The organism is Vibrio alginolyticus NBRC 15630 = ATCC 17749, from assembly GCF_000354175.2.
GTDB lineage: Bacteria > Pseudomonadota > Gammaproteobacteria > Enterobacterales > Vibrionaceae > Vibrio > Vibrio alginolyticus.
Genome location: NC_022349.1, coordinates 1971899 through 1991827 on the forward strand (window position 1 = coordinate 1971899; position 19929 = coordinate 1991827).

The window sequence follows — 19929 nt, forward strand, 5'->3', positions numbered from 1 at the left end:
ATTTGCTGACCTTTTCTTTATCTATTCAAACATTAAGCTTTGAACGCTTTAAATGCGTTGATTAGACCGTTTGTTGAGCTGTCATGCGAGCTGATTTGAGACTCGTCTGCAAGCTCAGGTAGGATTTGGTTAGCCAGTTGTTTACCTAGCTCCACGCCCCATTGGTCAAAGCTGAAGATATTCCAGATAACACCTTGTACGAAAATTTTGTGTTCGTACATTGCGATCAAGTTACCTAGCGTACGAGGCGTGATTTGCTTCACTAGAATAGAGTTTGTTGGACGGTTACCTTCAAACACTTTGAATGGCGCAATCGCTGCCACTTCTTCAGCATTCTTACCTACTTTCACCAACTCTTCTTTCACGCTTTCTTCATTTTTACCAAACGCTAGAGCTTCAGTTTGCGCGAAGAAGTTAGACATCAGTTTTTGGTGATGATCGCTAGCTGGGTTGTGGCTAATTGCAGGTGCAATGAAGTCACATGGGATAAGCTTAGTACCTTGGTGAATTAGCTGGTAGAACGCGTGCTGACCGTTGGTACCTGGTTCACCCCAAATGATTGGGCCAGTTTGGTAAGTTACAGCATTGCCGTCACGGTCAACGTATTTACCGTTTGACTCCATGTTACCTTGCTGGAAGTACGCTGCGAAACGGTGCATATACTGATCGTAAGGTAGGATAGCTTCTGACTCCGCACCGTGGAAGTTGTTGTACCAAATACCAATCAAAGCAAGAATCACTGGAATATTGCTTTCTAGATCTGTTGATACGAAGTGCTTGTCCATCTCGTGAGCACCATCAAGCAACTCAACAAAGTTGTCGAAACCTACTGCTAGTGCAATTGATAGACCGATCGCAGACCATAGTGAGTAACGGCCACCAACCCAGTCCCAGAATTCAAACATGTTCGCTGTATCGATACCAAATTCAGACACGGCTGTCGCGTTTGTTGAAAGCGCAGCAAAGTGCTTAGCCACATGAGCCTGATCACCCGCAGATTCTAGGAACCAATCACGAGCAGTGTGCGCGTTAGTCATGGTTTCTTGCGTTGTAAACGTCTTAGACGCGATCAAGAATAACGTCGTTTCTGGGTTAACTTTCTTCAACGTTTCAACGATGTGTGTACCATCAACGTTAGATACGAAGTGAAGGTTTAGATGATTTTTGTATGGCGCTAGAGCTTCCGTCACCATGTAAGGGCCAAGGTCAGAACCGCCGATACCGATGTTCACAATATCAGTAATTGCTTTGCCTGTGTAACCTTTCCATTCACCGCCGATAACGCGCTCAGTGAATGATTTCATTTTTTCTAGAACCGCGTTCACTGCTGGCATTACGTCTTCGCCGTCTACCATAACTGGAGTATTAGCGCGGTTACGTAGTGCAGTGTGAAGAACAGCGCGACCTTCTGTTTGGTTGATCGCTTCACCACTGAACATCGCTTCAATTGCAGATTTCAGCTCGGTCTCTTTCGCAAGAGCAAACAGGTGCTTCAGAGTTTCCTCATTGATGAGGTTCTTTGAGTAATCGACTAGGATGTCTGAGCCGAAACGTGCAGAGTATTTGTCGAAACGCGCTGCGTCTTGAGCAAACAGCTCTTTAAGATCCATATCTTGTGCAGATTCGAAATGCGCCGTTAGCGCTTTCCAAGCTTGTGTTTGCGTTGGATTGATATTTTTCAACATGGTCTTTATCCCGATGTTACAGTAGGTTCCATTCCTTACAGTCTAGCGAAAACTGTGGAATCCCCGATTTAGCAAATAGAATATAAATTAGATGTTTGGGCAAATTGCCACAAAACAAGTCTTTGTAATTTTTTTTCAGGCGCCAATTATGACCGAGAGCTTTTACACTCACATTGAGTTAGGTCACGTTCCCTGCCCTGAAATTGAACAATTCATTTACGATGACAAGAATCATATCATTTACTAATGACAGGCTCTAATTGGAATAGGATAGACGCCAATTTATAAATTTCCAAAGGAACACGTATGTGGGCACAAAAAACACTGCAATTAAAAGCGAGAAGCCGCGGTTTTCACCTGATAACTGATGAAATTGAACAACAATTACCACAAATAAACGAACTTTCAGTAGGTTTATTACACCTATTTATTCAGCACACCTCCGCCAGTTTGACCTTAAATGAGAATGCTGATCCAACCGTGCGTATGGACATGGAAGCGCACTTCAATAAGTTTGTGCCAGAGCGTGCTCCTTATTATCAGCACACCTATGAAGGTGACGACGACATGCCGGCACATATTAAAGCATCACTGCTTGGCAGTAGTGTGACGGTACCAATCCAAAATGGTCGATTAGCTTTAGGAACATGGCAAGGTATTTACTTGGGTGAGCATCGAGACTTTGGTGGCGGCCGCCGCGTTATTGCTACGATTAACGGTGAGTAGATAAAACAAAGGCTAACCTTGGGTTAGCCTTTCGTTGTTTATTTGGAGTATTCCATCTCGACGCGAGGCGTTAGCTTAGTCACGAGTTCATACGCAATCGTACCAATGTGACCCGCCACTTCTTCTACTGGGAGCTCTTTCCCCCAAAGAATCGCTTCGTCGCTGACTTTATCCGTTGCGTCTGGTCCCAAATCGACCGTCAGCATATCCATGGAAACTCGACCTGCAATAGGTACTTTACGGCCATTAACCCACACCGGCGTACCGTTTGGAGCACTTCTTGGGTAACCGTCGCCATACCCTACAGCGATGACCCCAACTTTTGTATCTCGCTCACTGGTCCAAATACCACCATAGCCAACACTTTCGCCCTTCTTCACTTCACGTACCGCAATAAGGTGGGATTTAAGTGTCATGACAGGCTGATACCCAAGATCTTGCGCCGTTTTGTCATCGAATGGCGACACACCATACATGATAATACCCGGACGAACCCAATCTAAATGGCTTTGAGGCCATGCCAATAACCCCGCAGATGCCGCCAGTGAACGTTCCCCTTGGCAACCAGAAGTCAACGATTTAAACAGCTCAATCTGTTGTGGGGTAATATCGCTATCCAGCTCATCTGCACAGCCAAAGTGGCTCATGTAACGCAACGGTTTCGCTACATTTGGACACTCCTTCAGCCGCGTTACAAACTCGTCATATTGTTCAGGACGAACCCCAAGGCGGTGCATGCCACTGTCAATCTTCAGCCACACGACAACCGGAGTTTCAAGGTCTGCTTGCTCCAAGGCGATAAGCTGCTCTTCACAGTGCACCACGGTTTGGATGTTGTTCGTCACAAGAACAGGTAAATCACCAGGAGAGTAAAAACCTTCTAGCAATAGAATCGGCTTTACTACTCCACAAGCGCGCAGTTGCAATGCTTCTTCAATGCGAGCCACGCCAAACGCATCCGCATGGTTAGCATGTTTTGCGACATGACGTAATCCGTGACCATAACCATTGGCCTTGACGACAGCCATCACTTTACTTTGTGGCGCTTGAGCTTTTACGCGCTGTAAGTTGTGCTGCAACGCAGACAAATCAATGCACGCCTTGGCCGCTTTCATATAGCTCATGGAATTACTCATCATCAATATCGAATGCAGGACCCGCGTAGTTGTCGAAACGCGAATGTTGACCTTGGAAAGTGAGGCGAACAGAGCCGATAGGACCGTTACGCTGTTTACCAATAATGATTTCGGCCGTACCTTTGTACGGACTATCTGGGTGATAAACCTCATCACGGTAGATGAACATGATCAAGTCGGCATCCTGCTCGATGGAACCGGATTCACGCAAGTCCGAGTTTACTGGTCGTTTATCCGCACGTTGCTCTAGGGAACGGTTTAGCTGCGACAGTGCCACAACAGGCACATTTAGCTCTTTTGCCAGCGCCTTAAGAGAGCGAGAGATCTCAGCAATCTCAAGAGTACGGTTATCAGTTAACGAAGGCACGCGCATCAACTGAAGGTAGTCGACCATGATCATAGATAGACCGCCATGTTCACGAGCGATACGGCGAGCGCGCGAACGCACTTCGGTCGGAGTTAGACCAGAGCTATCATCAATGTACATATTTTTCTTCTGCATCAGGATACCCATAGTAGAAGAAATACGCGCCCAATCTTCGTCATCTAGCTGACCCGTACGGATCTTGGTTTGGTCAACACGAGACAAAGAGGCCAACATACGCATCATCAACTGTTCAGCTGGCATCTCTAACGAGAAAATAAGTACGGGCTTTTCTTGTTGCATGGCCGCATTTTCACACAAGTTCATCGCAAAGGTCGTTTTACCCATCGATGGACGCGCTGCGACAATCACCAAATCAGAGCCTTGCAAACCTGCGGTTTTCTTATTGAGGTCTGTGAAACCGGTATCGACCCCGGTAACACCATCTTGTGGCGTTTTATACAACAACTCGATACGTTCTAACGTCTTTTCAAGGATGTTGTCGACGTTTTGTGGTCCTTCGTTTTCACTAGTTCGAGACTCGGCGATAGCAAAAACTTTACTCTCCGCCATGTCTATTAAATCTTCAGAACTGCGACCTTGAGGGTCATAGCCCGCGTCCGCAATTTCATTCGCGACACCAATAAGGCCACGAACAATCGCGCGCTCAGCGACAATATCAGCATACGCATTGATGTTAGCTGCACTTGGCGTATTCTTCGCCAAGTCAGCGAGGTAAGCAAAACCGCCTACATCTTCTAACAACTCGTGACGCTCTAGATATTCCGATAAAGTAATAAGATCGAGAGGTTTACCCGCTTCAAGAATGGTTTTTACACCTTCAAAAATCAGGCGATGTGGACGACTATAGAAATCACTGCTCACAACACGTTCGGCAACGGTGTCCCAACGTTCATTATCCAGTAAAAGACCACCAATTACTGATTGCTCGGCTTCTAGTGAGTGAGGTGGCACTTTGATTGCGTCGACCTGACTGTCTGAAGGTTTGCGATTTCTGTTTTCCGCCATGACTTTGCTCGATAACTACTATTGACCCACGATTATAACCTTAACCTAGCTGAGATGCTTCCCCGAAGCGACAATTACTTGTTAAGAAATCATCATGTGAACCACCCGGGTAATAGCCTGGTTCTTCCGCCTAGCTCTAATAAAAATTAACCTACCATTGACCCAACCAAATATCTGTATCAGTATCATGCCCCTCCTTTTTGATTACGTTCGAGGTTGATGTGTCCCGATACTGGTTACTTAGCTTTAGCCTACTGTGCGCTAGTGCATCGTATGCTGACGAATCAGTACAGCCAGAGCAAAATATTGATGTACCCGACCCACTAAAAACCGAGGTGGAGTTCGGCTATCAAGCTCACACAGGTAACACGGACTCTCGTTCCCTGAATGCTCGTTTGAGTGCTGAATATACGTCAGGTCGACACCGTTCTAATGGTGAATGGAAGTACTACAACTTGTACAAAGACGGTGAAGAAGACAAACGCTCATCCACCTACTCCCTACAGAGTGACTACAAGTTAGGCCCTAAGACATATTTGTATGGCAGCTTTAAAGGGGTGGATTCTCGCTACAGTGCTTATTTTAAAGACTATACGTTGTCAGGTGGTTTGGGTTACCAGTTCTCCTACACTGAGAACTTCATTTTAGAGGTAGAGGTAGGCCCTGGTTTTCGCTATCAAGAGCCAAACTTAGACGAAATAGATGATGACGATATTGTCTTTCCCGATATCGTTAGAGAAGGCATTTTTCGAGGAAATATCAACACAACTTGGCATGCGTTGGATAATTTAAGTTTCGCAGCTGATATTACGTTGGTAACAGGTAGAAGTAACACACGTACTGATAGTGAACTCAGTGTAACCAATGATATTACTGAAGATATTGCACTGAAACTGGCGCACTCTCGTCAGTATCACGATAAAGTGCCTGAAGGCTTAAGCAAAGCAGACAGCGTATTTTCCGTTAATTTACTTTTCGCTTTTTAACCCTTTTTCTCTCAGTTTTAGAAATAAAAAAGCACCTCCAAGGAGGTGCTTTTTAGTATTTCGTCTTGATACTGAATTACTCAGCAGCAACAACTTGTAGGTTCACAGTTGCGAAAACTTCAGAGTGAAGTTGAACGCTGATCTCGAACTCACCAGTTGTACGTAGAGCACCTTCAGGAAGGCGAACTTCGCTCTTAGCAACTTCAACGCCTGCAGCTGTGATAGCGTCAGCGATGTCACGAGTACCGATAGAACCGAATAGTTTGCCTTCGTCACCAGCTTTAGAAGCGATAACTACAGCTTCTAGAGCGTTAACTTTCTCTGCGCGAGCTTCTGCAGCAGCTAGTTGCTCAGCAACTTTAGCTTCTAGTTCAGCACGACGAGCTTCAAACATTTCAACGTTAGCTTTAGTTGCCATAACTGCTTTACCTTGTGGGATAAGGAAGTTACGAGCGTAGCCAGATTTAACGTTTGCAGTATCGCCAAGACCACCTAGGTTACCAATTTTATCAAGTAGAATAACTTGCATTGCTTAATCCTCTTTCTTAATAAAATGAACCGATTACTGATGCTTGTCAGTGTACGGTAGTAGAGCTAGGTAGCGTGAACGCTTGATAGCACGTGCTAGTTGACGCTGGTACTTAGCGCTTGTACCAGTGATACGGCTAGGTACGATTTTACCAGCTTCAGTGATGTAGTTTTTAAGAGTTGCTACGTCTTTGTAATCAATCTCTTGTACGCCTTCTGCAGTGAAACGGCAGAATTTACGACGACGGAAGAAACGAGCCATGGGCTATCTCCTGATCTTAAATTTGAGTAATGTTGTCGGCGTGTAACACTAATTTTCCCACGCCATTTCGGCCGGTTTGATAAGTGACAAAACCACTTACCTTAATGTTACTGCCTTGAACTAAATTCTGAGTTAGTGCTTGTGACCCAAGCCCGCTGACGACTACCGGCATACGACAATAAACTTGTCGAGGTAAGTCAGCTTCGATAATAGTAGAGCGATGCTCCAGCCAAAACCGACAGTGTTCAATGCCACCAGGGCTTTTACTACGAATGGGCGGTTTGGCAATGGTGCCGCTCAGCTCCATTCGATTGGCCATAAGAAAACTTACTCAGCAGCTTCTGACTTAGCTTCAGGCTTAGCTTCAGAACGCTCTTCACGACGTGGAGCACGCTCTTCTTTTTGCTTAAGCATGATAGATTGCTCAGTGATCGCTGCTTTAGTACGCATGATCATGTTACGTAGAACTGCATCGTTGAAACGGAAAGCAGTTTCTAGCTCATCAATTACAGCTTGGTCAGCTTCAACGTTCATAAGAACGTAGTGAGCTTTGTGAAGCTTGTTGATTGGGTAAGCCAGTTGACGACGGCCCCAGTCTTCTAGACGGTGGATTTTACCGCCAGCTTCAGTGATTGAACCAGTGTAACGCTCGATCATGCCAGCAACTTGCTCGCTTTGATCTGGGTGCACCATGAATACGATTTCGTAATGACGCATTGGTTGCTCCTTACGGATTATTCAGCTTCCACAAATGGCTCAGTCGTCCAGAGGAAGCAAGGAACTAAAGATAATTGACTGAGTTTAAGGAGCACGAATAGTACAGAAAGGGCGTAAAATAGGCAAGTGATTATTTGCTCATCGCAGCGGATATTTAATTTCTTCTAATACTAGAAAACACAAAGGCTGCCAACAACATGGCAGCCTTTAAAATCAGTGTGTTATTGCGCTGGCTTATCGGTGCTTATTTAACTTCAGCCAGTTCAGCGCGCATTTGATCGATCACTTGTTTGTAATCTGGCTCACCGAAAATCGCCGAGCCTGCGACAAACATGTCTGCGCCCGCTTCTGCAATTTCACGAATGTTGTCAACCTTCACACCGCCATCGATTTCTAAGCGGATATCACGACCAGACTCGTCAATCATCTTACGAACGGCACGCAGTTTATCTAGTGTATGAGGAATGAATGATTGACCACCAAAACCAGGGTTTACCGACATCAGTAGAATCATGTCGACTTTATCCATAATAAACTCAAGACTTGCAAGTGGCGTTGCTGGGTTTAGTACCACACCAGCCTGACAGCCGTGCTCTTTAATTAACTGCAGTGTACGGTCTACATGATCAGAAGCTTCTACATGGAACGTAATCATCGACGCACCCGCTTTTGCGAAATCAGGAATAATACGGTCAACGGGTTTCACCATTAGGTGAACATCGATTGGCGCCGTGATGCCATAATCGCGTAGTGCTTTACACACAGGCGCACCAAAAGTCAGGTTTGGTACATAGTGGTTATCCATAACGTCGAAATGCACCACATCCGCACCCGCTGCGAGTACTTTTTCTACATCTTCACCGAGACGAGCAAAATCTGCCGATAAAATGGATGGAGCAATAAGAAAATCTTTCATACCTGACCTCAGTAGTAATGAGCAAACAATCTGCGCGCAATTCTACCGAAGCCAGTGGGGAGATCCACTATTTAGATATAATAGTGTGAGAATTAAGAGTTTGATTTATCCATGTCTGGGGCATGAAAAAGCGCAAGTAGCTCATCAACTTTATTACGACCGTTACCATTACGGCTAATGGTACGCTTTACTTTTACCACATTAAGATCCGCACCGTGATACAACCGACGTGTCAAGGTAGTGTCGTGGTTAGAAATCAACACAGGAATGCCACGTTCAGTCGCTGTTCTTTCAGCAATGTCGGCTAATGCAGCTTGGTCGTCCAACGTGAAACCATTACCTGCGTATGAGGTGAAATTTGCCGTATTTGAAAGCGGTGCATAAGGTGGATCGCAATACACGACGCTCCCTTTGCGCGCACGACGAAATGTTTCAGGATAACCTTCACAAACGAACGTAGCTTTTTTGGCTTTTTCTGCAAAAAACTCCAGTTCCGCCTCAGGGAAATACGGCTTTTTGTAAGAGCCAAACGGTACATTGAAGCCACCTTTTTTGTTGTAACGGCATAGGCCATTAAAACCAAAGCGGTTCATATACAAAAACGCTAAAGAGCGGTACATCACGTCATCGGTTTTATTAAATTCAGCGCGAATGTGTAGGTAGGCTTCTTTGCGGTTGTTCTCAGCGACAAACCAACGCTTCGCTTCAGAGATATACTCTTCAGGGCGTTCTTTCAGCAGGTTGTACAGATTGATCAAATCTGGATTGATATCTGCAAGTAGATAATGGTCATAATCGGTATTCAGAAACACTGAGCCCGCACCAACAAAAGGTTCAACTAGCTTTCGAGCCGGCGGCAAATGACGTTGGATGTCTTCAACCAGTCCGTATTTTCCTCCTGCCCATTTAAGAAAGGCTCGTTGCTTTTTCATCTACTGCTCTATCTATCGACCAAAAATTAAGGCTGCGGAATGTAACATATTTTTCAGGGAAGCTCAGGTTTATTTCACTCGTTCAATTTCACGGTGAACCTGACGGAGTGATTTTGCCCAAGGACTCACCGACTTAACCGAATCTGGCAAGCTTGCGACGGCATCACGAGCCATTTGAATTGTAGGATAATCTTGATATGTGATGATATACCACTCGGTGTCATTACGAACGGTAGGATAAATTCGCACTTGATTATTCAGTTGATGCTCATTGAGAAAGGATTGTACATCTTCCATTGAGGTCATAGCTGCGAGTTGTAAAGTGTAAGCTCTTGGCGATAGCGCTTTTAGTTCTTCACGAGCAAATGAAAACTTCACAACAGGTTGGTTTGCGTCACCCTCTTCTGACTGAGCAGGTGCTTGCGTGATATCTTGATTCGGTTTTACGACTTTAATCAAAGGGGAGCTAGTTTCATCGGCGGTTTCTGTCTTCTCAGTACCGACGACATCATCAATCGCTTTTGTGTCTGCTGAATCAGCTTTACCTTCAAGCAATGCATCGACCACATTCGACTCAATCACCACTCTTTGTTGATTGTCATCACTGCCTACGCTCGCTACTTCTTCTGTCACTGCTGGCGGTAATGAATCAGAATCATCAACCGCACCAGACTTATCAAGACTGCTAGAGCCATCGGTTACAGGTTGCAGTGAAGACTGCGCTGCACTGACTCCTGACTCTTCAAAAGTTGGAATAACCGTTTGCTCTAAACTGCCAGCAATTTGCTGCGCTTTATCATCAGGACTTGGTTGACTAAGCATCCACCAATAGCCACCAGCAGCAAGCAACAGTAAGACTAATACCACCAACGCAATATTCAGGGGTGAACCGACAATCGAGCGGATAATGATCCTTTTTTCCACTTTCATCTCTCCTAACGCCATGATGTCACCCGGTACTGGGTCGACTTTTTTAAATGCATCTCGAACCCGTTTCTCAGACTCATCATCGACGTAGCGCGCAACAAGTGACTCAAAGAAACGACGAGCTTCCACTTCGGACAACATATCAATATCAAGCTCAACAGGCTTTATCTCTTGTCCATAACTGAGACGTGCTAGCAAACCTTCTAAACGTCCAGACTGTGTAAACAGTAAGACATTGATGGTCCAATTTGGCTTATGGTGCGCCTCTAAGACCAGCATCCAAAGCTCAGAGATAAGTGTCTCACTCAATAAATGCGCATCATCGACAACAATTGCAATGTCACACGGCTCATCACCTAAAAGCCTTTCAAGGCTATCAAGTAAAGGCTCTTGCTGATTAAACAATGCGTCTGAAACCAGTTGACTCAAAATAAGGACGCGATGCTGCACATCGTCTTGATTAGAATGACAAAGTAACAAACATTGATTCTTGTTACTGGCACCCACTTCAAGGTATCGCTGCGCTAACCAAGATTTCCCGTACCCATCATGACCATTAATCGCAATGAGATTGGAACCAAAGTTAGTCAGTAGACCTAATCTATCAAGCAACTCGATTTGAGAATCTAATTCCAGTACGTGAGCAACACTCATCTAATAACCTTAATACACTACAAGAATGACGCCCAAAGGCGCCATTACAAGGTTAAATATCGCGACCGAAGTCTATTGCCTGTTTGAGTACGTCTTGTGTCGTATCAGCAATTACCTCGGCAGTGCCAATGCCTGTAGGCAAAACCAATCGTAATTGACCAGAGAGGACTTTCTTATCTCGCATCATGTGCTTGATGAAGTCATCGAAATTCATACTGTCTGGAGTATGCACAGGCAGTTTTGCACGACGCAAAATCGCAACAATACGCTCAAATTGCTCTTCCGAGATCAGACCACGTAGATGCGACGTTTTGGCCGCCATAACAGTGCCGGAAGATACCGCTTCACCATGCAGCCAATTGCCATAGCCAAGTTCCGCTTCAATCGCATGACCAAAGGTGTGACCTAAGTTAAGCAAAGCACGGATGCCCGACTCTTTCTCATCCTGAGCCACCACTTCCGCTTTTATTTCACAGCAACGTGCGATCGCATAAGTTAGTGCTTCTTCATCCAACGCATACAAGCGCTCAAGATTGTCTTCTAACCATACAAAAAAATCTGCATCGTAAATAATGCCGTACTTAATGACTTCGGCGATACCCGCAGCGAACTCACGTTCAGGCAACGTCGACAGGCAGTTGGTATCAATGATCACGGCTTTAGGTTGGTAAAACGCACCTATCATGTTCTTACCCAACGGATGGTTAACCGCGGTTTTTCCACCAACCGAAGAGTCCACTTGGGATAGTAATGTGGTCGGTATTTGAATAAAGTCGACCCCACGCTGGTAACAGGCAGACGCAAAACCCACAAGGTCGCCAATAACACCACCACCTAACGCGATGATCACAACATCACGAGCATAACTCCCTTCCAGTAAGAAGTTCATTACTTGATTAAATACATCCAAGTTTTTGTACTGTTCACCATCAGGCAATTCTAACAAGGATGCACTACAACCGAGCTGCTCGAGTTGCTTTAAAATTTTGTCTGCATACAAAGGCGCCACTGTGACATTACTGATCACAACAACTTTTTGTTTTGCATTTTTGTTTGAGAGAACTTGAGAGAGGTACGCCGGGTCCTCAAATAACCCGGCGCCAATAGAGATTGGGTAGCTACGCTCAGCTAGGTTGACCGTAATCCGTTCCATCGGTTTGCTCCAATTAAAAAAAAGATAAAGACTTATCTCTCTTCTAGCATTTTTACGATCTGGTTGGCTACCACTTTTGCACTTTGATCGTCAGTGCGAACAGTGTAATCCGCTACTTCTTCATATAAAGGATTACGTTCTTCAGCTAATTGCTCCAGTACTTCGCGAGGGTTATCCGTTTGAAGTAAAGGACGCTTCTTGTCGCGGTTTGTACGCGCAAGTTGCTTTTCAATCGTCGTTTCTAAGTAAACAACAACACCACGTGCCGAAAGACGATTGCGGTTTTCTTTGCTCTTAACAGAGCCACCGCCAGTCGCAAGCACGATGCCTTGCTCTTGTGTTAGGTCTTCAAGTACCGCTTCTTCACGCTTGCGGAAGCCTTCTTCACCTTCTACATCAAAAACCCAAGAGATGTCTGCACCAGTGCGTTCTTCGATCACTGTATCGGAGTCAACAAACTCCATATGCAGTTGCTGTGCTAGATGTCTACCAATTGTACTTTTGCCGGCGCCCATTGGGCCAACAAGGAAAATATTACGTTTCTCAGCCATGTTTAGCAGTAATTTACAACATTGATTCAATAAGATCGCCACAAGAAAACACAGCTAAACTGCTGTTCTACAAGGCTTGTGGCACCAGTTCCTCACAGATAATTCGTGATAAGACCCGAAATTATCCAAGCATGGTGCCACTATTGCAACTTTATTTTTGATTTAATCAGTTTTTCCCGAGACAGAACTACTGAATCACCACCTTAGGCGTGACGAAAATTAACAGCTCACTTTTGCCAACATTCTCATAACTTCGACGAAAAAGAGCACCTAATAGCGGCAGGTCGCCCAACAAAGGCACTTTGTCCACCGAGTTAGTAATGCTGTGCTGAAAAATACCACCAAGAACGACCGTTTCACCGTTATTCACTAACACTTGCGTCCCGATACGTTGAGTATCAATCGCAACAGCTTCACCAGTGCCTGTCTTCACGACTTGTCCTGGTCTATCTTGCGTGACACTTAAATCCAATACTAAGCGGTTATCCGGTGTGATTTGCGGGGTTACCTTCAAACTTAATACCGCCTTTTTGAACGTCACCGTCGTTGCACCACTTGATGATGACTCTAGGTAAGGAATCTCTGTACCTTGTTCGATATAGGCAGGTTTCTTATTGGTAGTGATCAAACGTGGGCTCGAGATAATCTCAGCTTTAGACTCTTGTTGCAGCGCAGAAAGCTCAAGATCCAACAAGGTGTCTGAACCTAACTTTGCGACCTGAAAAGCAATGCTGGTCGCATTCGGGCTGGTTGCAGCTAAGTTTACATTTAGGAAGTCATCGATCCCTACTCCATCACCGTCACCACCGTCATCACCCCCTTCTCCATTATAGAGACCGATCGTGGCGAGGTTGTTCTCAATAGAACCACCCACTGTATTACTGCCATTAATAGACGTAAAACCCCAACGAATCCCTAACTCGTCCATGTTACCTTCATTGATGGTCACAATACGCGCCTCAATTTGAACCTGTTTAACTGGAATATCCAAAGACTCAATAATTTCTCGAATCACCTCGATGTTTTCAGGTAACTCTCTAATCAATAACGAGTTAGTTCGCTCATCAATGGTCATACTGCCGCGCTCTGACAGCATGCTGATATTTCCTTCACCATTGATCATCTCCGCAATGTCTGATGCTTTAGCAAAATTAACTTTGATGATTTCAGATGAAAGCTCTCCCATTTCTTCCGTCAATTTTTGTTTTTCTAACTGCTGCTTCTCACGCAAGTCCAGCTCATCAGTCGGAGCAACTAAAATCACGTTGCCATCAACACGCTTATCTAACCCCTTAACTTGCAAAATAATATCCAGCACTTGCTGCCAAGGGACACCATCAAGACGAAGCGTGAGGTTGCCTTCTACAGAGTCGGAGACAACCAAATTGAATTGGTTGTAATCAGCAATAAGCTGCAAGACGTTTCGCACAGGAATATCTTGGAAGTTAATCGAAATAAGCTTACCTTCTCTTTCTAAAATGCTTTTATCTGGGGCTTTCTCATTGGGTTTGATCTTCGCTACTTTGATTTCCAAAAAACGCCCCGTTAAACGGTAATCATGCATGTATTCTTCATTGATGTGCGCAACCAAGCGCGTCGTCGAGGTGTCGCGAAACACTTCTACGCTCTCAACCACAGTCGAAAAGTCTTTCACGTCTAGGAGATACAATTGCTCGTCTTTTACTGAAGTGTTAAGCAAATCGATACTTAACCCTTCCTGTACACGCTTGATATCTACAATCGCGGCCGGTGACGCCAATTCGACGACAATCACGGCGTCTTTATCTTTATTAGTTCGAAAGTCGATACTTTTTAGGGCATTGGACGAAACTTCTTCAGCTGCCGCTAAAGGGGCTAAAAATACAAACAACCATAAGGAGAAGAGCCCAGTAAGTATCCTTGGTGTACGTGTTAATCCTTGTCTCATTTTCATTACTCAATATCAAAAATAAATGGGGCTATCTCAAAGCCAACTTAACTTTACGTTTTTGCCAACATCCTAAGCCGTCGGGCAACGTTTCATTAATCAACAAATAGGAGTGGCTGACATGGGTCACTTTGCCATTATTGCGTCCGAGGTATTGACCCGGCTTAACTTTATAGACGGTGCCATTGGGAGCCTGAACGAGGCCAGAAACCGTGTTATCCATGCCCATGACACCTTTCAAACGTAATTGGCTTAATGGGAATTTTTCTAATTTGCCAGTTCGCCTTCTTGAGGGCGGTTGCCAACAATCTTTTCTTGCAACTGGCTGAGTCGCGATGGTGGCTTCTTTGGGTAATTCAAAGGGTGCACGCTGTACTTCCGGTGCGTACGTGACTGCAACATACTTGTCTGCGGGCTTAAGCTTCTCGACCTCTCGACGCGCCTGTGTTTCCACTCCTCGAATAAAATCCGTCAATGATTCATCATTCGCCTGGCAGCCCATCAATAGAGAACCCATCAGTACCAGCAACAAAGACTTACTTGTCATTTTTCGTCTCCTCCGGCTTAAACTGATAGGTATTAGCACGCACCCGAAAGTGCAGGGTTTCGCTCTCTTGGCTGACACGTTGCCAAGTCACATCTTTAAACGTGATGATTCGAGGTAGCGTCGCTATTGCCTGAGAAAAATGGCCGATGTCATGAAAGTCGCCCGTTAACTCTATGTTTAAAGGGAGACGATAAAGGAAGTGCTCTGATTGTTTTTCGCCCCAGTCGATTCGGGTGAAAGTCAGCTTGTTGTCGATGCCAAGCTCATTCACTGAAGCGAGCATTGTAGCCAGCTCTTTTTGCGCAGGCAGTTGCTGCAGTAATAACTCGTAACGAGTGGTAAGTTCATCCAATTGAGATTGAAGCTGAGGCAACGCTGCCACTTTGTTCGCTTTGATCTTCAATGCCACCTTGAGTGTCTGCTCCTGCTGAATCAAGTGATTCAACTGTTCGTCTTTCGGTTTAAGGTAAAACCAATAACCTAAGCCTTGAATCGCCATGATCAGAAGTGCGATTACTACAATCTGGGGCAACAATGGCCACTCGGCCATTTCATCTATTTCGAGATCCTGCCAATCAACCACGTTGAGCCTCCAATTTCTTCTCCGTTACTTTGAACATGAAAGACACTTTGAATGTTTGAAACTCTTTCCCAAAACGGGCTTTGCCGTGAACGATGGAATGCATTTCTACGTCGTTCAACTTGGCCGAGCGCTCCATGTTGTCCAGCATCGTGGCAAGTTTTGGAGTGCTATCAGAGATCCCAGAGATCTCAATTTCCAGATCATTCATTTTGATCTTGTCGACATATACACCTTCAGGGATAACGGCAGGCATTAAGTTCATGAACTCGGTCGTTTTGTTTCGTCCGTTTTGTAAACCTTCAACGACCTTTAGACGTTCGAGGATTTTGCTGTGCTCTTGCTCTGCAATTTTCATTGCTTCAATACGCTGGTCGAGTTCGGCAATGTAGTGAGTGAGGTAATCGAGCCGCTCCTGTTGTTGATCTTGTTGGTACTCAAAAAACTTTCCAATACCCCACTGGATGCCAACAGCGACCAACATGCCTAATGCGACCAAACTGATGAAACGACGTCGGTGCTCTTCTCTTTGACTCTCTCGCCAAGGAAGTAAATTAATGCGATAAAGCACGGGCGCCTCCTAGCCAATGAATGCCACGAACGGCCAGTCCGGCTGCTGTTGAGAAATGCTGCCAATCCACAGCACGACGCTTACGCTTAGACACCTTCATCTCAAATAGCCCTAGCGGATTTAGCAATTCACACTCTAACGACAATTGTTGAGACAACTCCTCTGCGAGCATGGGAGTGGAGGCCCCCTCCCCTGATAACCAGATACCCTTGATGTTTTGTGAGCCATTGATTGAGGTATAGAGCTGCATCTGGCGCTTTACTCGCTCTATGATTTGACGGTTAAACAGCTCTGTTTTCTCCTGAGCATCATCGGACAGAAAATCGACTGGAGAAGCGCTGTTTGCTCCGCGTGTGCCGTAAGCAAACTCTTTGTGAAACAGTTCACCTTGTTCGGTAAACATGGTGAAGGAGCTCGATAAGGTGCCAATATCGAGTAAGCAGTATTTGTTTTTGTCAGGAAAGCGATCGGCGGTGAGCTTCCAGATATGACCAAGGCTTTGCGAATGCACGTCCACTAAAACAGGTTTTAGTCCGGACTTTTGTAATGCATCGACTCGGCCTTCTACCACATCTTTTCTTGTCGCAAACACTTGATAGCTATCACTGCCACTCTGCCCGCCCTCAGCGCGAAGACGAACGAAGTCTAAACTCAGCTCTTCGACAGGGAATGGCGATTGATGAGAAAAGGCTTGTATCACTGCAAACTCAACTTCACTCTCTTCAAGATTTTGTTCTATTTGCAGTTTCTTGCTAATTACCGAGTTATCAGGAACTGAGATCGCAACTTTTTTAGCGCCAAAAGGCAGTTCTTTTTTTATCTGCTTGAGGGTCTTTACAATTTCTTGATGATTTATGGTGTTATTTTCAGCGACAATACCTTCCTTTAGTAATATTTCTTTGTAACCCAACAGAGCGTAATTGTTGCCTGTGGGTTTAAGTACTACGGCTTTGAGGCTGTTATGGCCTATATCGATGCCGGTAACGATTAGCTTATCCATCTCTTACTCTCGCTCCGAAATTTCTTCGTGCAAAGGTTGTTATTAGCATCCAAATAAGAGTTAATATCTCTTATGTGCTAAATTTTTGACCTAAGAGTACAAGGGTTTGCCGTTACACAGCCTCAACCAATCAGGGATTCTCCGGTGAAGTTCATAAAGCGTTTATTATTTTTAACATTGATTTGCATAATTCTTGGAGTCACCACAATATTTGGCTTCTATCAGTATGTGAAGCCTGAATTGCCAGATGTTGCAACTCTAAAAGACGTTGAATTACAAACACCTATGAAGGTGTTTAGTCAAGACGGGAAGCTGATCGCACAGTTCGGTGAAAAGCGTCGTATTCCTGTTACTTATGACGAAATTCCTCAAGACTTAATTCACGCGCTCATCGCAACCGAAGATAGCCGTTTCTACGAGCATCCTGGTATCGACCCTATCGGCATCACTCGTGCAGCTGTTGTTGTTGCGGTTTCAGGCTCGGCTAAACAGGGTGCAAGTACGATTACGCAACAGCTAGCTCGTAACTTCTTCTTATCTAATGAGAAGAAGATCATGCGTAAGATTAAAGAGATTTTTATTGCTATCCATATTGAGCAGCTTTTAAGTAAGCAAGAAATCATGGAGCTTTATGTCAATAAAATCTTCCTTGGTTACCGCTCATATGGCTTTGGTGCTGCCGCTCAAGTGTATTTTGGTAAGAGCCTTGATGAATTGACGTTAAGTGAGATTGCAACACTCGCTGGTATGCCAAAAGCGCCATCAACCATGAACCCAATTTACTCTCTTGAGCGCGCAACAAAACGCCGTAACGTTGTATTAATGCGAATGCTTGATGAGAAATACATTACACAAGAGCAGTATGACGAAGCACGCAATGAACCTATTGTGGCGCGTTATCATAGCGCTGAAATTGAGCTTTCAGCGCCTTACGTAGCAGAGTTGGCTCGTGCATGGGCAGTAAAAGAGTACGGTGAAGAAGAAGCTTACACCTCTGGCTTGAATATCTACATGACTGTGGATTCTAAACTGCAAGATGCTGCAAATACGTCTGCGGTAAATAACCTCTTGTCATACGATGAACGTCATGGCTACCGTGGTGCAGAAAGTGTGCTTTGGAAAGAAGGGGAAGCAGCCTGGGGCAATGAGCAAATAGAAAAGCACCTGAAGAAACAGCCAACTTATGGTGACCTTTACCCTGCGGTTGTGACGAAAGTCGATGATAAGACGGCGCAAGTATGGGTTAAGAACCATGAAGAGCAAACCATCCCTTGGACTGGAATGCACTGGGCGCGTAAGTACATTACCGATAACCGCCAAGGCTCAACACCAAAGTCAGCGCATGATGTGCTAGCGACAGGTCAACAAGTTTGGGTTCGCGAAGTAAGTGAAACCGATGAAGATGACAACACAACACTGAGCTGGAAACTGAGCCAAGTGCCGACAGCAAACACCGCGTTTGTTGCGATGAACCCAGAAAATGGCGCGATATTGTCGCTGGTTGGTGGTTTCAACTTTGTTCACAGCAAGTTTAACCGTGCAACCATGTCAGTGCGTCAGGTTGGTTCAAGTATCAAGCCTTTCATCTACTCGGCAGCAATTGACAAAGGGCTGACTCTAGCCACTTTGATTAACGATGCGCCGATTAACAAGTGGGATGCAGGTTCTGGTTCAGCTTGGCGACCAAAAAACTCACCACCGACTTATGGTGGTCCAACGCGTCTTCGCCTCGGCTTAGCTCAATCAAAAAACGTCATGGCAGTGCGTACACTCCGTGAAGTTGGCCTCGAGGAGACACGTCAGTACCTTACTCGTTTCGGTTTTGATATTAACCAAGTACCACGCTCAGAGACCATCGCACTCGGAGCTGGCAGCTTAACACCAATGAAAGTGGCACAAGGTTACTCTGTGTTTGCGAACGGTGGTTATTACGTTGAACCATTCTATGTAGAACGCGTGGAAGATGCATTCGGTGAAGTACTGTTTAAAGCCAATCCAAAGAGTGTTTGTTATAAGGATTGTCCGCAAATGAGCGAGCAGCCAGAAAATCGCTACGCTGATGAATTTGGCGAACAAGACGTCGCAATTGATGGCCTAGCAACAGACAATGCCCTTGAAAATGATGAACCTCAATATGCACCGCAAGTTATCTCTGAACAGAATGCATTCTTAATGCGTGAGATGATGTACAGCAACATTTGGGGTGGCGGTAACTGGCGTGAAGGCACAGGTTGGAATGGTACAGGCTGGCGCGCGCAAAAACTTGGTCGTCGTGATATCGGGGGTAAAACGGGTACAACGAATGATTCCAAGGATGCTTGGTACAATGGCTATGGACCTGGTGTCGTTGCGATAGCTTGGGTTGGCTTTGATGATCATTCACGTGCACTTGGCCGCACCACTGTTAACAGCAACCTAGGGCAAGGCCAAATTTCTGGTGCCGAGTCGGGTGCGAAAACCGCAGAGCCTGCTTGGATTGACTTCATGCGTGTTGCGCTAGAAGGGACGCCGGAGCAAGGTAAAAATATTCCAGAGGATATTATTCGAGTTCGTATTGATCGCAACAGCGGTATGCTAACGCACAAGGTAGATAGCACATCAATGTTCGAATACTTTGAAAAAGGCACGGAGCCTACCGAATACGCTGGCGACCGTTTAGAAGATAGTATTTATTCTTCAGGCTCTGGCGCAGAAGAACTGTTCTAAATCACAAAAGCACAAGGGAGAGCATCAAGCTC

20 protein-coding genes are annotated in these 19929 nt (G+C 45.3%); 3 read left to right on the top strand and 17 right to left on the bottom strand.

Going from position 1 to position 19929, the window contains the following annotated elements; translation table 11 throughout:
* Positions 1-32 precede the first annotated feature (32 nt).
* On the bottom strand, positions 33-1685 hold the full coding sequence (pgi, locus tag N646_RS09000) for a glucose-6-phosphate isomerase (RefSeq protein WP_017821728.1): 1653 nt from the start codon (positions 1683-1685) through the stop codon (positions 33-35).
* Between the two features lie 306 nt (positions 1686-1991).
* Between pgi and N646_RS09005 the strand changes: the two genes are divergently transcribed.
* Positions 1992-2411, top strand: coding sequence for a secondary thiamine-phosphate synthase enzyme YjbQ (locus N646_RS09005; protein ID WP_005381271.1), 420 nt, complete (start codon positions 1992-1994; stop codon positions 2409-2411).
* 38 nt (positions 2412-2449) lie between these two features.
* Here N646_RS09005 and alr read toward each other — a convergent pair whose 3' ends face one another.
* Both alr and N646_RS09015 read right to left on the bottom strand, forming a co-directional pair.
* Positions 2450-3526, bottom strand: coding sequence for an alanine racemase (gene alr, locus N646_RS09010; protein ID WP_031777284.1), 1077 nt, complete (start codon positions 3524-3526; stop codon positions 2450-2452).
* 13 nt (positions 3527-3539) lie between these two features.
* A complete protein-coding gene (locus N646_RS09015; protein ID WP_005382759.1) occupies positions 3540-4940 on the bottom strand; it encodes a replicative DNA helicase in 1401 nt (466 codons plus the stop codon).
* Between the two features lie 221 nt (positions 4941-5161).
* Between N646_RS09015 and N646_RS09020 the strand changes: the two genes are divergently transcribed.
* On the top strand, positions 5162-5926 hold the full coding sequence (locus N646_RS09020; RefSeq protein ID WP_005381276.1) for a DUF481 domain-containing protein: 765 nt from the start codon (positions 5162-5164) through the stop codon (positions 5924-5926).
* Between the two features lie 76 nt (positions 5927-6002).
* Here N646_RS09020 and rplI read toward each other — a convergent pair whose 3' ends face one another.
* The 14 genes from rplI to pilM form a co-directional block, all read right to left on the bottom strand.
* Entirely contained in the window at positions 6003-6455 is a 453-nt protein-coding gene (gene rplI, locus N646_RS09025; protein ID WP_005381278.1) for a 50S ribosomal protein L9, read from the bottom strand.
* A 33-nt stretch (positions 6456-6488) separates the two neighbouring features.
* Positions 6489-6716, bottom strand: a complete 228-nt coding sequence (gene rpsR, locus N646_RS09030; protein WP_000090472.1) for a 30S ribosomal protein S18 — start codon at positions 6714-6716, stop codon at positions 6489-6491.
* 16 nt (positions 6717-6732) lie between these two features.
* Entirely contained in the window at positions 6733-7035 is a 303-nt protein-coding gene (priB, locus tag N646_RS09035; protein WP_005381298.1) for a primosomal replication protein N, read from the bottom strand.
* An 8-nt stretch (positions 7036-7043) separates the two neighbouring features.
* Positions 7044-7433: a 30S ribosomal protein S6 gene (gene rpsF, locus N646_RS09040; RefSeq protein ID WP_005381299.1), complete on the bottom strand. Its 390-nt coding sequence runs from the start codon at positions 7431-7433 to the stop codon at positions 7044-7046.
* Positions 7434-7677: 244 nt separating this feature from the next.
* Positions 7678-8349, bottom strand: coding sequence for a ribulose-phosphate 3-epimerase (gene rpe / locus N646_RS09045; protein WP_005381300.1), 672 nt, complete (start codon positions 8347-8349; stop codon positions 7678-7680).
* A 92-nt stretch (positions 8350-8441) separates the two neighbouring features.
* On the bottom strand, positions 8442-9281 hold the full coding sequence (locus tag N646_RS09050; protein WP_005381301.1) for a Dam family site-specific DNA-(adenine-N6)-methyltransferase: 840 nt from the start codon (positions 9279-9281) through the stop codon (positions 8442-8444).
* 69 nt (positions 9282-9350) lie between these two features.
* On the bottom strand, positions 9351-10862 hold the full coding sequence (locus N646_RS09055; RefSeq protein ID WP_017821730.1) for an SPOR domain-containing protein: 1512 nt from the start codon (positions 10860-10862) through the stop codon (positions 9351-9353).
* A 52-nt stretch (positions 10863-10914) separates the two neighbouring features.
* The gene (gene aroB / locus N646_RS09060; RefSeq protein WP_005381318.1) at positions 10915-12015 is read right to left on the bottom strand and encodes a 3-dehydroquinate synthase; all 1101 of its coding nucleotides are present in this window, start codon (positions 12013-12015) and stop codon (positions 10915-10917) included.
* A 32-nt stretch (positions 12016-12047) separates the two neighbouring features.
* The gene (aroK, locus tag N646_RS09065) at positions 12048-12566 is read right to left on the bottom strand and encodes a shikimate kinase AroK (protein ID WP_005381319.1); all 519 of its coding nucleotides are present in this window, start codon (positions 12564-12566) and stop codon (positions 12048-12050) included.
* A 187-nt stretch (positions 12567-12753) separates the two neighbouring features.
* A complete protein-coding gene (locus N646_RS09070; protein ID WP_005382765.1) occupies positions 12754-14499 on the bottom strand; it encodes a type IV pilus secretin PilQ in 1746 nt (581 codons plus the stop codon).
* Positions 14500-14524: 25 nt separating this feature from the next.
* Positions 14525-15040 (bottom strand): pilus assembly protein PilP, encoded by a 516-nt coding sequence (locus N646_RS09075; RefSeq protein WP_005382766.1) that lies wholly within the window; start codon positions 15038-15040, stop codon positions 14525-14527.
* Entirely contained in the window at positions 15030-15623 is a 594-nt protein-coding gene (locus tag N646_RS09080) for a type IV pilus inner membrane component PilO (protein WP_017633532.1), read from the bottom strand. The genes N646_RS09075 and N646_RS09080 overlap by 11 nt, the downstream gene beginning before the upstream one ends.
* Positions 15616-16191 carry a PilN domain-containing protein gene (locus N646_RS09085; RefSeq protein ID WP_017821732.1) on the bottom strand — a complete coding sequence of 192 codons (576 nt, stop codon included), beginning with the start codon at positions 16189-16191 and terminating at the stop codon, positions 15616-15618. Before N646_RS09085 ends, N646_RS09080 begins: the two co-directional genes overlap by 8 nt.
* Positions 16175-17191 carry a type IV pilus biogenesis protein PilM gene (gene pilM, locus N646_RS09090; RefSeq protein WP_017821733.1) on the bottom strand — a complete coding sequence of 339 codons (1017 nt, stop codon included), beginning with the start codon at positions 17189-17191 and terminating at the stop codon, positions 16175-16177. Before pilM ends, N646_RS09085 begins: the two co-directional genes overlap by 17 nt.
* A gap of 144 nt (positions 17192-17335) precedes the next feature.
* Here pilM and N646_RS09095 point away from each other — a divergent pair, with 144 nt between their 5' ends.
* The gene (locus tag N646_RS09095; protein ID WP_017821734.1) at positions 17336-19897 is read left to right on the top strand and encodes a penicillin-binding protein 1A; all 2562 of its coding nucleotides are present in this window, start codon (positions 17336-17338) and stop codon (positions 19895-19897) included.
* Positions 19898-19929 lie beyond the last annotated feature (32 nt).

Excerpts from the sequence above, each read along its gene's own strand:
- pgi (WP_017821728.1), bottom strand. The coding sequence starts at position 1,685 with ATGTTGAAAAATATCAATCCAACGCAAACACAAGCTTGGAAAGCGCTA.
- N646_RS09005 (WP_005381271.1), top strand. The coding sequence starts at position 1,992 with ATGTGGGCACAAAAAACACTGCAATTAAAAGCGAGAAGCCGCGGTTTT.
- alr (WP_031777284.1), bottom strand. The coding sequence starts at position 3,526 with ATGAAAGCGGCCAAGGCGTGCATTGATTTGTCTGCGTTGCAGCACAAC.
- N646_RS09015 (WP_005382759.1), bottom strand. The coding sequence starts at position 4,940 with ATGGCGGAAAACAGAAATCGCAAACCTTCAGACAGTCAGGTCGACGCA.
- rplI (WP_005381278.1), bottom strand. The coding sequence starts at position 6,455 with ATGCAAGTTATTCTACTTGATAAAATTGGTAACCTAGGTGGTCTTGGC.
- rpsR (WP_000090472.1), bottom strand. The coding sequence starts at position 6,716 with ATGGCTCGTTTCTTCCGTCGTCGTAAATTCTGCCGTTTCACTGCAGAA.
- priB (WP_005381298.1), bottom strand. The coding sequence starts at position 7,035 with ATGGCCAATCGAATGGAGCTGAGCGGCACCATTGCCAAACCGCCCATT.
- rpsF (WP_005381299.1), bottom strand. The coding sequence starts at position 7,433 with ATGCGTCATTACGAAATCGTATTCATGGTGCACCCAGATCAAAGCGAG.
- rpe (WP_005381300.1), bottom strand. The coding sequence starts at position 8,349 with ATGAAAGATTTTCTTATTGCTCCATCCATTTTATCGGCAGATTTTGCT.
- N646_RS09050 (WP_005381301.1), bottom strand. The coding sequence starts at position 9,281 with ATGAAAAAGCAACGAGCCTTTCTTAAATGGGCAGGAGGAAAATACGGA.
- N646_RS09055 (WP_017821730.1), bottom strand. The coding sequence starts at position 10,862 with ATGAGTGTTGCTCACGTACTGGAATTAGATTCTCAAATCGAGTTGCTT.
- aroB (WP_005381318.1), bottom strand. The coding sequence starts at position 12,015 with ATGGAACGGATTACGGTCAACCTAGCTGAGCGTAGCTACCCAATCTCT.
- aroK (WP_005381319.1), bottom strand. The coding sequence starts at position 12,566 with ATGGCTGAGAAACGTAATATTTTCCTTGTTGGCCCAATGGGCGCCGGC.
- N646_RS09070 (WP_005382765.1), bottom strand. The coding sequence starts at position 14,499 with ATGAAAATGAGACAAGGATTAACACGTACACCAAGGATACTTACTGGG.
- N646_RS09075 (WP_005382766.1), bottom strand. The coding sequence starts at position 15,040 with ATGACAAGTAAGTCTTTGTTGCTGGTACTGATGGGTTCTCTATTGATG.
- pilM (WP_017821733.1), bottom strand. The coding sequence starts at position 17,191 with ATGGATAAGCTAATCGTTACCGGCATCGATATAGGCCATAACAGCCTC.